We start from the raw sequence: 13,071 nt of genomic DNA on the forward strand, positions 1-13,071 counted from the left end.
TATCACCTGGGCCCCCCCCCCCCGTCCGCCCGGCCCCCCCCGCCCCCCCCGCCCGCCGCCCCGCCCGCCGGGCCCACCCCCCGGCCGCCCCCCCCCCCGGGGGGGGGGGGCGGCCTCCCTGGTTCCCACGATTCCCGTGGCCCTCACGAGTGGACCTTCGCCCGAGAGCTCCTTGAACAGGGCCTGCGGGCCCCGACCACCAGCGGCGACGTGCGCATCTGGCCCTGTGGGCGGGTCCAGACGGTCATGGAGTTCCACTCGGCGCAGGGGGTGGCGGTCGTGCAGTTCGACGCTCCGGCGCTGGTCCGCTTTCTGCGCCGCACGTACGCGGCCACTCCCGTCCCCCACTGACGACCCAGAGGACGCAGACGGCACAGACGGCACAGAGCGGGGGCGGCGACGAGCGGGGGCGGCGACGAGCGCGTTCCCTCCTGCGCTCGTCGCCGCCCCCGCTCCCGAGACTCCGCTCCCGAGACCTCTCAGACCCCTACCGGCTCCCGGTCGGCGTCCGAACCCCGGCCCGCGTCCTTCTCGGCGTCCGTGCGCAGTCCGTCGCCCTCGACGTCCACGTTCGGCAGTGCGCGGTCCAGCCACTTCGGCAGCCACCACGCCTTCTTGCCGAGCAGCGCGAGCACGGCCGGGACCAGCGCCATGCGCACGATGAACGCGTCGAAGAAGACGGCGATCGCGAGGCCGAAGCCGATCATCTTCACCATCTGCTCGCTGGATCCGATGAACCCGGCGAACACCGCCATCATGATCACGGCAGCCGCCGAGACCACCCGCGCCCCGTGCCTGAAGCCGGTCACGATCGCCTGTCCGGGCCGCTCCCCGTGGACGTACGCCTCGCGCATGCGGGTCACGAGGAAGACCTCGTAGTCCATCGCGAGGCCGAAGACGACGCCCACCATGAAGATCGGCATCATGCTCATGATCGGGCCGGTCTGCTCGACGCCGAAGAGCGAGCCGAGCCAACCCCACTGGAAGACCGCGACGACAGCGCCGAGGGCCGCCAGGACCGAGAGCAGGAAGCCGAGCGCCGCCTTGAGCGGGACCAGGATCGAGCGGAAGACGACGATCAGGAGGAGGAAGGCGAGTCCGACGACGAGTGCCAGGTAGGGCAGCAGGGCGTCGTTCAGCTTCTGGGAGACATCGATGTTCATGGCCGTCGAGCCGGTGACCATGACGCTCGCACCGGTGTCGGACTTGATGTCGGCGCCCGCGCCACGGATCGCGTGCACGAGGTTCTCGGTCTCGATGCCGCTGGGCTTGGAGGACGGGACGACGCTGATGATCGCCGTGTCGCCCGCCTTGTTGATCATCGGCGGGGCGACCGAGAGGACGTCGTCGAGCCCGGAGATCGTCTTGGTGATCTCACCGGCCGCGGCCTTCGGGTCGGCGGACCCCTTGAGGTCGGCGACCGTCATCAGCGGGCCGTTGAAGCCGGGGCCGAATCCGTCGGAGACCAGGTCGTACGCCTTGCGCTGGGTCGTGGACGTCGGCTGCGCGCCGTCGTCCGGGAGGCCCAGTTCGAGGGAGGAGACGGGCAGCGCGGCGGCGCCGAGGCCGATGACACCGACGAGCAGGACGGTGAGCGGACGGCGCACGACGAAGCGTGCCCAGCGGGTGCCGAGGTTGTCCTTCTTCGCCCCGGCCTTCTCCGCAGCACCCTCGGCGGCACCGTCGGCTGCCGCCGCCTTCTTCTTGCCCCCGCCGAGCACCTTGCTCTTCTCGCCCATCGGCTTGACCTTCTTGCCGGCGTAACCGAGCAGCGCCGGGATGAGGGTGAGCGCGATGAGTACGGCGATGACGACCGTGCCGGCCGCCGCGAAGCCCATCTTGGTGAGCATCGGGATGTTCACCACGGCCAGGCCGACCAGCGCGATGACGACGGTGAGCCCGGCGAAGACCACGGCCGATCCGGCCGTCCCCACCGCTCGGCCCGCCGCGTCCTCGCGGTCGCGTCCGTCGGAGAGTTCGCCGCGGTAGCGGGAGACGATGAAGAGCGCGTAGTCGATGCCGACCGCGAGGCCGATCATCATGGCGAGCGTCGAAGTCGTCGTCCCCAGGTCGAGCGCGCTGGCGAGCGCGGTGATCGAGGAGACACCGATGCCCACTCCGATCAGCGCGGTGAGCAGCGGAAGACCCGCCGCGATCAGCGAACCGAAGGTGATGATGAGCACGACGGCCGCGATCGCGATGCCGATGACCTCGGTGGCCCCGGTCTCCGGCATGGCCTGCAGCGCGTCGCCGCCGACCTCGACCGTGAGCCCGGATTCGCGCGCCTGGTCGGTCGTCTTCTCAAGCGCGTCACGGCTGTCCTCGGTCAGCTCCATCGAGGTGACCTTGTACGAGACCGACGCGTACGCCGTGGAGCCGTCCTTGCTGACCGTCTTGGCCTGGAAGGGGCTGTCCGCCCGCGCCACCTCGTCCGAACCGGACTTGAGGGCGGCGACGGTCTTCTGGATCTGGGCCTTGTTGTCCGGATCGGTGACCTTCTCGCCGTCCGGTGCCTTGAAGACGACCTTGGCGCTCGCACCGTCGGCACTGGCTTCGGGCACACGGTCTTCGAGCAGGTCGAAGGCCTTCTGGGCCTCCGTCCCCGGAATGGAGAAGGAACTGGAGGCGGCGGTGGGCGCGGACGCGGCGCCGACTCCGGCGAGCGTCAGGAGCGCCACCCATATCAGGGCGACGAAGTGCCGCCGCCTGAAGGCGAGTCGGCCCAGCTTGTAGAGGAAAGTGGCCACGAGGGCGTACTCCCGGTCAGGTCGTGGTGGCTACGGGGCAGGGGGGACCAGCCCGACGGCGTAGGGGAAACCGCCCATGCCCTCAAGGCAATGGGGAGGTCGCGTCAGGTGGAACGTACGTACTGGGGAGGGGAGTCGGTCAGACGCCGAGAGCGGGGAGAATCACGGCGTCGATGTAGGAACGGAGGAACTCGCGGTCGACCGTGCGGTCCTCGATGAGGTCACGGGCGACGAAGCCGCCGATCATCATGTGGATGACGAAGCCGAGCGCCGGGTTGTCCGGGGACACTTCGCCGCGCTCCACGGCTCTGCGCAGCAGGGTGTTCAGGCCGGTGATCTCCGGCTCGATGAGCACCTGCCGCAGCGCGTGGTGGAGTTCGGGATTTCCGTGGATGACGTGGAACAGGCTCCGCATCAGCGCGGCGTCCTGCTCCATCTGACAGTCGTCCGACCGGTGCACGGATTCCATCAGGTCGCCACGGAGGGACCCGGTGTCGATGTCCGCGATGGACACCGGCTTGTTGTGCCGCAGTGCCCTGGCGATCAGCTCGGGCTTGCTCCCCCACTGGCGGTAGAGGGTGGCCTTGCTGGATTTCGTGCGGGCCGCGATGGCGTCCATCGTGAGCGCCTCGTAACCCATCTCGCGGAGCAGATCGAGCACGGCCGCGTAGATCTCGGCCTCGCGCTCGGGCGTGATCCGGCTGCGCCGCACCGTTGCCGCCTCAGCCATGACCCCTCCGCTCCTCGTCGAGTCTGCGTCGAGTCCCTGTCGGACCCTTGTCGAAACTGTTTCGTACGCCATGACTCTACTCGGCCCCTTAACGAAACGAAACCGTTTCGTACGTGTGCTGCGTCACGCGCCATGTTCGCGCCTGTCCGACCGCATGTACGAGTTGCCGGGCCCCGCACACCGGAAAAGCATGGTGAAGTGACCGACGCGCGCGATGAAGCCCACGCTGAACTTGCCGACCACGCCTACCTGCGATTTCCGCACCTCAGCGGCGACCGTCTCTGTTTCGCGGCCGAGGACGATCTCTGGGTGGCCCCGCTGAGCCCGGACTCGGAGCCCGCGGGCCGGGCCTGGCGGGTGACCGTCGACCGGACCAAGGTGAGCCACCCGCGCTTCTCGCCGGACGGCCGCCACATCGCGTACACGACATGGCGAAGCCTCGATCCGGAGATCCATCTCGCCCCGGTGGACGGCGGCCCGGCCCGGCGCCTCACCTACTGGGGGAGTACGGACACCCGGGTCTGCGGCTGGTCCCCGGACGGCGACATCCTCGCCGTCTCCTCGCACGGCCAGCCCTTCTCGTACTACTGCTGGGCCTACAGCGTGCCGACCGACGGATCACCCGGCGGCAAGCTGCCCTGGGGCCCTGTGTACGACATCGCGGTCAACGACATCGAGGGCGAACGCAAGACGCTCCTCCTGACCGGGAAGCCGCCCCACGAGCCCGCCGCCTGGAAGCGCTACCGGGGCGGCGCTAAGGGTCGCCTGTGGCTGCACGGCGACCAGCTCGTGCCCGACCTCGACGGACATCTGGACACCCCGATGTTCGTGGACGGCAGGATCGCCTTCCTCTCCGACCACGAGGGCGTCGGCAACCTCTACTCCTGCCTGCCGGACGGCTCCGACCTGCGGCGGCACACCGATCACGACACGTTCTACGCGCGGCACGCGTCCAGCGACGGCGCCCGCGTCGTCTACCAGTGCGCGGGCGACGTCTGGCTGGTGGACGACCTGTCCGCCGACTCCGTGCCGCGCCGCCTCGACGTACGCCTCGGCGGGCCGCGCGCCGGCCGGCGGATCTATCAGGTGCCGGCCGCGCAGCACGTCGACTCGCTCTCCGTGGACACGACGGGCCGGGCCAGCGCCGTCGTCGTACGGGGCAGCCTGTACTGGCTCACACACCGGGACGGTCCCGCCCGCACCATCACGGACACCCCGGGCGTGCGCGTCCGGCTCCCGGAGATGCTCGGCAAGGGCGGGCAGGTCGCCTACGTCACCGACGCGGAGGGCGAGGACGCCGTAGAGATCGCCTATCTGCCGCGCGCGAGCGGCACGCGCCTGCCGCGCAGGCTCGCGCAGGGGAAGCTCGGCCGGGTCCTCGAACTGCTCTCCGACCCCGAGGGCGAACGGCTCGCGATCGCGTCGAACGACGGCAGGCTCCTCCTGGTCGACGCCACGGAGGAGTCCGACGGCGAGGTGACGGAGCTGATCCGCTCCCTCAACGGCCCGGTGCGTGACCTGGCGTTCTCCCCGGACGGGGCCTGGCTGACGTGGTCGCACCCCGGCATCGGACGCTCCCTGCGCCACATCAAGATGGCCCGTATCGAAGGTCCTGGCTGCCGCATCATCGTCGACGTCACCAACGGCCGCTTCGAGGACGAGAACCCGGTCTTCACCCGCGACGGCCGCTATCTGGCCTTCCTGTCCTGGCGCGGCTTCGACCCGGTCTACGACGTGCACACCGGCGATCTGTCCTTCCCGCTCGGCTGCCGCCCCTACCTCGTCCCCCTGTCCTCGGCGACCCCCTCGCCCTTCGCCCTCTCCCCCGACGGCCGCCCGGCCGCGGGCGGCCTCGACCCGGCCGACGGCAGGCCGCAGGACGGCGCCGTCATCGTGGAGGTGGAGGGCCTGGAGAGCAGGGTGACGCCGTTCCCGGTGTCGGCGTCGAAGTACTCGGCGCTCCACCCCGTCAGCGGCGGCGGCCTTGTCTGGCTGCGCTGGCCGATCTCGGGCGCGCTCGGCGAGACGTTCGCCAATCCGGCGGACACCTCGGGGCGCCCGACCCTGGAGTACTTCAACATCACCAAGGGCAAGAAGTCCGCCCTGGTCGACCATCTCGACTGGTTCGCGCTCAGCGGTGACGGCTCACGGCTCGTGGTGGTCGACGACAGCGAACTGAGCGCGATCCCTTCGACGGAGGTCGGCGACATCGACACGACCGTCTGGATCGACCTGCGCCGCATCATGCACGAGGTCGACCCGGCGGCCGAGTGGCGCCAGTCCTTTGACGAGGCGGGCCGCCTCATCCGCGCCTACTTCTGGGAGCCGCACATGTGCGGCATCGACTGGCCCGCGGTCCTGAACCAGTACCGGCCCCTTGTGGAACGGGTCGCCTCCCCCGACGAGTTCGCGGACCTGCTCCGCGAGGTCCTCGGCGAGCTGGGCACTTCCCATGCGTACGTCTCCGCCGCCCGCCGCAACGAAGGGCCGCCGCACTATCAGCGGGCGATGGGCCTCCTGGGCGCCAACCTGGTCTGTCGTGACGGCAGTTGGGTGATCAAACGGATCCTGCCCGGCGATTCCTCCGACTCCAAGGCGCGTTCGCCGCTCGCGGGCGCCGGCATCCGCGAGGGCGCGGTCCTCACGCACATCGACGGCCGCCCGGTGGACCCGCTGACGGGCCCCTTCCCCCTGCTCGCGGCGGCGGGCGGCACGACGGTCGAGCTGACGTTCGAGGCGGCGGAGACGGAGGGCAGGCCGAGGAGGGTGGCGATCGTCCCGCTCATCAACGAACGCCCCCTGCGCTACCAGGACTGGGTGGCCAAACGACGTGAGGTCGTACGGGAGTTGAGCGAGGGGAAGTGCGGCTACCTGCACATCCCCGACATGGGCGGATCGGGCTGGGCGCAGTTCAACCGCGACCTGCGCCTGGAGGTCGCGCGTCCCGCCCTGATCGTCGACGTGCGCGGCAACGCGGGCGGCCACATCAGTGAGCTGGTGGTCGAGAAGCTGACGCGGAAGATCCTGGGCTGGGACCTGACACGGAACGCCCAGCCGGTCTCGTACGCGTCGAACGCACCGCGCGGGCCCGTGGTGGCCCTGGCCGACGAGGCGACGTCGTCGGACGGCGACATGATCACCGCGGCCTTCAAGCTGCTCGGCCTCGGCCCCGTGGTGGGCCTGCGCACGTGGGGCGGAGTGGTGGGGATGACCGGGCGGCACACCCTCGGGGACGGGACGGTCATCACGGTGCCGATGAACGCGGGGTGGTTCGACGAGTACGGCTGGTCCGTGGAGAACCACGGCGTGTCCCCGGACCTGGAGGTGCTCCGCACGCCCCTGGACTGGGCGGAGGGGCGGCACGCCCAGCTCGACGACGCGGTGCGGGTGGCGCTCGACCTGCTGAAAGACCGGCCGGCGGCGACACCGCCGGGGCTCGGGGACGTACCGGACCGGCGGCGTCCGAAGCTTCCGCCGCGGGGCGAGTAGCGGGGCTCTTCACGGGGCTTCCCGGCGGGCCTCTCGGGGGCCTTCCCGGCGGCCTCTCGGGGGCCTTCTCGGCGGCCTCTCGGGGGCCTTCTCGCGGCCCGTCACTGCCCGTTAATGATCGAAATGCGAGGTAGGTCCCCCCATGTAAGTCTGGTCGAGGCCCCTCCAACCTCACCCTCTAGGAGTGAACAAGCATGGGCATCAAGGACCAGTTCCAGGACAAGTCCGGCGAGCTGCAGGACCGCGCCAAGAAGGCCATGGGCGACAAGAAGGACGAGGCGGGCGAGCGCGCCTCGCAGGGCCGCGACGACGCGCAGGAGCGCGGCCAGCAGGCCCCTGACCAGGCCAGGGACGCCGCGCAGGAGCAGCAGGACAAGTTCAACCAGGACTACGACGCCTGACGCTGCGCCGAGCTGGACCAGATGAGGCCCACCCGGGACGCCGGGCGGGCCTCATCGCCGTGCGGGGCCGGGTCAGCCGGTCAGCCGGTCAGCCGGTCAGCCCTTGGAGCCAACTACCGCCCACTGCGCACCTGCTCATCGGCGGAGCCCCCCGCCCCCACGAGCCCCGTGGAGACCGACCCGAGGCGGGGTTCGAACCGCCGCATCTCGCGCTGGCCGACCGAGCCGATGACCCCCGGCAGGTATCCCCGGATGCCCTGCATGCCCCGCAGCCACCACTGCGCGTACACATGGCTGGAGCGACGCTCGATACCGGCGACGATCCGGTCGACGGCCGGGCCCAGCGGGTACGTCTTGTTGGACGGCCACGGCAGGCGCTGCCGCAACTCCCGCATCACGTCGTCCTGATCGGCCCCCCGCACCATGTCCGTGTCCGTCCAGGACAGGTAGCCGACGCCGACCTTCACACCCTTGTAGCCGACCTCGGCCCGCAGACAGTGCGCGTACGCCTCGACGCCCGACTTCGACGCGCAGTACGCCGTCATCATCGGCGCCGGCGTGATCGCGGCCAGCGAGGCTATCTGGAGCAGATAGCCCCTGCTCTCCATCAGGACCGGCAGGAACGCCCGCCCCGTCACCGCGCTGCCGATGAGGTTGACCTCGATCACCCGGCGCCACGCCTCGGGGTCGGACTCGACGAACGGACCCCCGTTGGCGACACCCGCGTTGGCGACGACGATGTCGACCTTCCCGAACCGCTCCTTGACCTCCTGGGCGACCCGGGCCATCGCGACATGGTCCGTCACGTCCGCGTGCCAGGCCTCGGCCTCGGTGTGCAGCCGCCCCGCCACCTGCTTCAGCTCGTCCGGCTCAAGGCCGACGAGCGCGATCTTCGCACCCCGCGCCGACAGCTTCCGCGCGAGCAACTCCCCCACGCCCCGCGCCGCCCCGGTGACGACCGCGACCTGGCCCTCCAGGCTGACCTTGCTCATGCGCTGCTCCCCTCAAGCCCTTCAAGCCCGTGCACCTGCTGACCGTCCACCCGTACGTACCTCTTCGCCAGCTCCCTGATCCTGCCCGTGACCGCCTCCGGCGCCTCGACCGGCGTCATGTGGCCGAGCCCCGGCAGCTCGGTGAGACCGAGGGAGTCCGGCAGCATCCCGGCGATGCGCCGGGCGTGCGTGACGGGCGTCATCCGGTCGGCCGTGCCCGCGATGACCGCGGTCGGCACGTTCAACTCCAGTACACCCGCGTCGAGTTCGAGCTCGTCGAGCACGTGGGACCAGCGGTAGCGCACCACCCTGGGGCACCCGTGCACTATGTGCGCGCACACGTCGACCCGGTCGGGGGCCGAACCCGGCCCCATCGTCGCGTACTTGAGGATCTTGCGGGCCATCGGCGTCACAGGCCCCAGCGGGGCCTTCGCGCCGAGGACCGACCGCGTGATCCGCGTCCGCAGCCGCCCGGCCCGCACCGGCACCACGAGCGACTCGGCGACAAGGCGCGAACTCCCCGTGCTGCACAGCAGAACCGCCGCCGCGTGCTCCAGGAAGACGGGCCGCGTACTCGCGGCCATGATCGTCATGCCGCCCATCGAGTGCCCGGCGAGCACAGCCCGCTCCCCCGGTTCGAGGGTCGCCGCGAGCACCGCCTCCAGGTCGTCGGCGAGAGCGGTGGTGCTGTAGCCCTCGACGCCGTCCGGCGCGACACTGCGCCCGTGCCCCCGCTGGTCGTACGCGATGACCCGGTGATCGACGGCCAGGTCACGTATCTGCGCCGCCCAGAAGGCGGTCGAGCACGTCCACCCGTGCGCGAGCACCACCGCGGGCGCGTCCTGGGGCCCGTGCACCTCCGCGTGCAGCCGCGCGCCGTCCGCCGACACGACGGTCAGCTCCCGCGCCGCGGCAGGCGGCGCGAAGGGCCCGCTCGTCACATGCGTCAGCCTGCTCATGCCCCTGCCTCAGCCTTCTTCGCCGTACGCGACGTGCTCTTCCCCGCGTTGGCGGGCTTCGCCGCCGCGCTGACCTTCGGCGGCCGCACCACCTCGTACTCGGCGAGATCCACCCGCCGCGTGGCGTTGCGGAACTCCGTCGTCGTGCCCGGCCAGATCGTCGTGTTCACGCCGTTCTCGTCGAGGTACCAGCTGTTGCAGCCGCCGGTGTTCCACACGGTGCGCTTCATGCGCTCCTGGACCTTGTCGTTCCAGGCGTTCACGGCGCTCGTCCGCACGGCAAGCGCGGCCCGGCCGCCGAGTACGTCCAACTGTCTTACGTAGTCGGCGAGATAGTTCAACTGAGCCTCGATCATCAGGATCATCGAGGAGTTGCCGAGCCCGGTGTTCGGGCCGATGACCGTCATGAAGTTGGGGAAGCCCGCAGCGGTCGCGCCGCGCAGGGACTTCATCCCGTCCTTCCAGGTCTCCATCATCGTCACGCCGTCGGCACCCACCACGCGGTTGGCGATCGGCATGTCCGTCACATGGAACCCCGTACCGAAGATGATCGCGTCGACCTCGGTCTCGGTGCCGTCCGCGGCGACGACGGTGTTGCCGCGGACCTCGCTGAGCCCGCTGGCGACGACGTCCACATTGGGCTGCGCGAGAGCCGGGTAATAGGTGTTGGAGAGCAGGATCCGCTTGCAGCCGATGCGGTACGACGGCGTCAGCTTGGCCCTCAGCGCCGGGTCCTTGACGGCGCGCGCGATGTTGCGCTTGCCGATCTGCTCGACCGCGCCGAGCTCGTTCGGCCGCTTGGTGAACGCCTGGACCTGCAACTCCCTTATGCCCCACAGGATTCCGCGCCGGGCCTGCGTGGTGAACGGCAGCTGGCGGTGCAGCCAGCGCTCGGCCTTGCTGATGGCGCGGTCCATGCGCGGAAGGACCCACGGCGGGGTGCGCTGGAAGAGAGTGAGCCTGCCGACCTCGCGCTGGATGGCGGGCACGATCTGGATGGCGGAGGCCCCGGTGCCGATCATCGCGACGCGCTTGCCGCGCAGGTCGTAGTCGTGGTCCCAGCGCGCGGAGTGGAAGACCTCGCCCTCGAAGGTGTCGAGGCCGGGGATGTCCGGCAGCTTGGGGTCGGAGAGCGGCCCGGTGGCGGAGACGACGATGTCGGCGATGAGAGTGCCCTTGCTGGTCTCGACCTCCCACCACAGCTTCTCCGCGTCCCAGCGCACGAGCTCCACCTCGGTATCGAGGCGGATGTGCGAGCGGAGCCGGAAGGTGTCAGCGACCTGCTCCAGGTACGCGTGGATCTTCTCCTGGCCGGAGAAGGTGCGCGGCCAGTCGGGGTTGGGCGCGAAGGAGAACGAGTACAGATGCGAGGGCACGTCACACGCGCAGCCCGGATAGCTGTTGTCCCGCCAGGTACCGCCCACCGCACCGGCCCGCTCAAGGACGACGAAGTCGGTAATGCCTTCCCGGCGCAGCCGGACCGCGGCACCGAGCCCACCGAACCCGGACCCGATCACAGCTACCCGCACATGCTCGCGCTCCTGCCCCTGCCCCTGCTCCTGCTCCCTCTCCCGCTCCTGCCCCTGCTGGCGCCCGTCCTCATCCTCGGCCATGCCGCCGCCTCCCGAACTGCCTCACGACTCTGCCAGTGACCACTGGCGCAATTGGGAGAGTAGAACAGCTGCGTACTGATGGGTAGGGGTCTGGCGCACCGAGTTACCGCCGGTAGAACCCGCGCACGGCGCTCCCGACGCGGCAGCACATAGGCTGCTGCCGTGGCAGATACACGCGAGTACCGCATGGAGGAGCTGGCCAAGGCGGCCGGCATCACGGTGCGCACCGTGCGCTTCTACCGTGAGCGCGGCCTGATCCCGCCGCCCCGCCGCGAGGGCCGCATCGCCTGGTACGACGACCACCACCTGGCCAGACTGCGGACGATCGCCGCCCTCCTGGAGCGCGGCCACACCCTGAGCGGCATCGCGGAACTGGCGGAGGCCTTCGAGAACGGCCGCGACGTCGGCGAACTCCTGGGCATCGGCGAACCCACCGAGGAGACCCCGGTCCGCCTCACCCCCGAGGAACTGGCCGACCACTTCGCGGGCGAGGTCACCCCCGAGAACCTCGCCGCGGCCCTGGACCTCGGCTACCTCGGCACGGACGGCGACGAAATCGTCCACGTGAGCCGTCGCCTCCTGGACGTCTCATCGGCACTGGTCCGCGAGGGCATCCCACTGGCGGCGGTCCTGGAGGCGGGCCAGCGCGTACGCGAACACGCGGACGCGCTGGCGGAGTTGTTCATCACGATAATCCGCACCCACACCCCGCCCGAAGCAGACGACGTAAGCATCGAGCGCCTGCGCCCCCTGGCGAAGAGCGTGGTGGAAGCGGAACTGTCGATGGCACTGGACCGCCGCTTGGCTTCGGAGAAGCCGGAAGAGTAGTGCCGACCGGCCGGGCGCTCGGGATCTTCAGCCTGTCCGGCGCTTGAGGACGAACGCGGGATTATCAGCCCGTCCGACGCCTGAGGACGAACGCGGGATTATCAGCCCGTCCGACGCCTGAGGACGAACGCGGGGTTATCAGCCCGTCCGGCGTTTGAGGACGAACTCGGCGAAGCCGGTGATGACGGTACGCCCAAGGCCCTCGCGCCGAGCGAGTTTTCGGGAAGGGGCGGGGTTGGGGATGAAACCGCCGGAGGCAAAACCAGCCCCCCTGCCCCCCCTGCCCCCTGCCGCCCCCCCCCTACCGAGGCAGGAACCACCGAGCCTTATAAATCCCGCCCCCCACCAGCTCATACGCCCCCCGCGGCCGATGCACACTCACCTTCCGCGTCCACCACGTCTCCTCAAGCCCACCCTCCGGCACGGTGGTGACAACCTGCCCCGTCCGCGGATCATCACCAACAGCCTTCACCGACTTCCGGACGATCTCCTCACGCCCAGCGAAGTCCTGCACAAAGGCCCCGCTCCCGATGTCGTACTGAAAGACAGACGCGTTGGTCGTCACCCAGAGCCGCCCGGAACCCCCCGACCGGCCCGACCACCCCGACCGCCCCGACGCCCCCGACGCCCCCGACCGTCCAGCCACAGGGAAAAGGTCATGACCCCCCGGCGTCTTACCCGGCGTCCCGACAGGAAGCCCCACCGAGGAAAGCTGCCGAAGCGAGGGCCGAGCCCGCGACCCGCCCACCTCGTACGTGACCAACTCATCGTCACCGATGGCCCACAGCACCTCACGCGCACCGTCCCAGTGCAGCCCGTGCGCCCCCTTGAGCTCCACCTCGGCATACCGCGAGGCCCGCGGCCCCTGTGAGGCCGCGTAAAGCCTGACCACCGCCCCCGTACTGCACGCCACGGCGACGTTGCCGTCAGGCAGGATCTCCGCGCTGTGCGGATTGAAGAGGTCGTCGCCGGGACCGATCGCCGCGCCCCAGTAGCGCTTGCCCGAGGGGTAGTGGACAACGGCGACGAAGCCGAAGGACGCGGTCGTCAGAACGTACGTATGCCCCTGGTGCCTGCGCACCTTGGACTCGCTCGGATACACCCAGCTGTACTCCGGATCAAGGTCCTCGTACCCCGCGTGCCTCATCGGCGAGAACTCCCACCGCACGACGGACGAATCGGCCTCCTCGTCCCAGACCCTGCGCCGCGGATCGAGCACGAGAATCCGCTGGGTCGCCTGCTCCGTGAGAATCACGGGCGGCGTATGCCGCGGCACCCCACCCGAGGCACCGCCCCCGCCCCCGGCCCCGGC

10 protein-coding genes are annotated in these 13,071 nt (G+C 70.3%); 4 read left to right on the forward strand and 6 right to left on the reverse strand.

Annotation, left to right across the window (positions count from 1 at the left end):
- Positions 1 to 6 precede the first annotated feature (6 nt).
- Positions 7 to 351, forward strand: coding sequence for an SsgA family sporulation/cell division regulator (locus ACFVXC_RS13355; RefSeq protein WP_389905285.1), 345 nt, complete (start codon positions 7 to 9; stop codon positions 349 to 351).
- Positions 352 to 479: 128 nt separating this feature from the next.
- Here ACFVXC_RS13355 and ACFVXC_RS13360 read toward each other — a convergent pair whose 3' ends face one another.
- Both ACFVXC_RS13360 and ACFVXC_RS13365 read right to left on the reverse strand, forming a co-directional pair.
- Positions 480 to 2,747, reverse strand: coding sequence for an MMPL family transporter (locus tag ACFVXC_RS13360; protein ID WP_389904795.1), 2,268 nt, complete (start codon positions 2,745 to 2,747; stop codon positions 480 to 482).
- A gap of 139 nt (positions 2,748 to 2,886) precedes the next feature.
- A complete protein-coding gene (locus tag ACFVXC_RS13365; RefSeq protein WP_389905287.1) occupies positions 2,887 to 3,459 on the reverse strand; it encodes a TetR/AcrR family transcriptional regulator in 573 nt (190 codons plus the stop codon).
- Positions 3,460 to 3,609: 150 nt separating this feature from the next.
- Here ACFVXC_RS13365 and ACFVXC_RS13370 point away from each other — a divergent pair, with 150 nt between their 5' ends.
- Positions 3,610 to 6,966 carry a S41 family peptidase gene (locus ACFVXC_RS13370; protein ID WP_389904798.1) on the forward strand — a complete coding sequence of 1,119 codons (3,357 nt, stop codon included), beginning with the start codon at positions 3,610 to 3,612 and terminating at the stop codon, positions 6,964 to 6,966.
- A gap of 194 nt (positions 6,967 to 7,160) precedes the next feature.
- On the forward strand, positions 7,161 to 7,367 hold the full coding sequence (locus tag ACFVXC_RS13375; RefSeq protein ID WP_389904800.1) for a hypothetical protein: 207 nt from the start codon (positions 7,161 to 7,163) through the stop codon (positions 7,365 to 7,367).
- Between the two features lie 113 nt (positions 7,368 to 7,480).
- Here ACFVXC_RS13375 and ACFVXC_RS13380 read toward each other — a convergent pair whose 3' ends face one another.
- From ACFVXC_RS13380 to ACFVXC_RS13390, 3 genes are read right to left on the reverse strand one after another with little or no spacing between them, the layout of a single operon-like run.
- Positions 7,481 to 8,359 carry an SDR family oxidoreductase gene (locus ACFVXC_RS13380; protein WP_389904801.1) on the reverse strand — a complete coding sequence of 293 codons (879 nt, stop codon included), beginning with the start codon at positions 8,357 to 8,359 and terminating at the stop codon, positions 7,481 to 7,483.
- The gene (locus ACFVXC_RS13385) at positions 8,356 to 9,318 is read right to left on the reverse strand and encodes an alpha/beta fold hydrolase (RefSeq protein WP_389904803.1); all 963 of its coding nucleotides are present in this window, start codon (positions 9,316 to 9,318) and stop codon (positions 8,356 to 8,358) included. Before ACFVXC_RS13385 ends, ACFVXC_RS13380 begins: the two co-directional genes overlap by 4 nt.
- The gene (locus ACFVXC_RS13390) at positions 9,315 to 10,931 is read right to left on the reverse strand and encodes a flavin-containing monooxygenase (RefSeq protein ID WP_389904805.1); all 1,617 of its coding nucleotides are present in this window, start codon (positions 10,929 to 10,931) and stop codon (positions 9,315 to 9,317) included. The genes ACFVXC_RS13385 and ACFVXC_RS13390 overlap by 4 nt, the downstream gene beginning before the upstream one ends.
- Positions 10,932 to 11,117: 186 nt before the next feature.
- On the opposite strand from ACFVXC_RS13390, the gene ACFVXC_RS13395 reads away from it, so the two are divergent.
- Entirely contained in the window at positions 11,118 to 11,759 is a 642-nt protein-coding gene (locus ACFVXC_RS13395; protein ID WP_389905289.1) for a MerR family transcriptional regulator, read from the forward strand.
- A 301-nt stretch (positions 11,760 to 12,060) separates the two neighbouring features.
- Here ACFVXC_RS13395 and ACFVXC_RS13400 read toward each other — a convergent pair whose 3' ends face one another.
- Positions 12,061 to 13,014 carry a DUF6528 family protein gene (locus ACFVXC_RS13400; protein WP_389904807.1) on the reverse strand — a complete coding sequence of 318 codons (954 nt, stop codon included), beginning with the start codon at positions 13,012 to 13,014 and terminating at the stop codon, positions 12,061 to 12,063.
- Between the last annotated feature and the right edge of the window lie 57 nt (positions 13,015 to 13,071).

Origin of the sequence: Streptomyces sp. NPDC058257 (assembly GCF_042881845.1) — a bacterium.
Lineage (GTDB): Bacteria > Actinomycetota > Actinomycetes > Streptomycetales > Streptomycetaceae > Streptomyces.

What these genes read in the sequence shown, in the direction of transcription:
- ACFVXC_RS13395 (WP_389905289.1), top strand. Translation starts at nt 11,118, where the DNA reads ATGGAGGAGCTGGCCAAGGCGGCCGGCATCACGGTGCGCACCGTGCGC.
- ACFVXC_RS13390 (WP_389904805.1), bottom strand. Translation starts at nt 10,931, where the DNA reads ATGGCCGAGGATGAGGACGGGCGCCAGCAGGGGCAGGAGCGGGAGAGG.
- ACFVXC_RS13375 (WP_389904800.1), top strand. Translation starts at nt 7,161, where the DNA reads ATGGGCATCAAGGACCAGTTCCAGGACAAGTCCGGCGAGCTGCAGGAC.
- ACFVXC_RS13385 (WP_389904803.1), bottom strand. Translation starts at nt 9,318, where the DNA reads ATGAGCAGGCTGACGCATGTGACGAGCGGGCCCTTCGCGCCGCCTGCC.
- ACFVXC_RS13380 (WP_389904801.1), bottom strand. Translation starts at nt 8,359, where the DNA reads ATGAGCAAGGTCAGCCTGGAGGGCCAGGTCGCGGTCGTCACCGGGGCG.
- ACFVXC_RS13370 (WP_389904798.1), top strand. Translation starts at nt 3,610, where the DNA reads ATGTTCGCGCCTGTCCGACCGCATGTACGAGTTGCCGGGCCCCGCACA.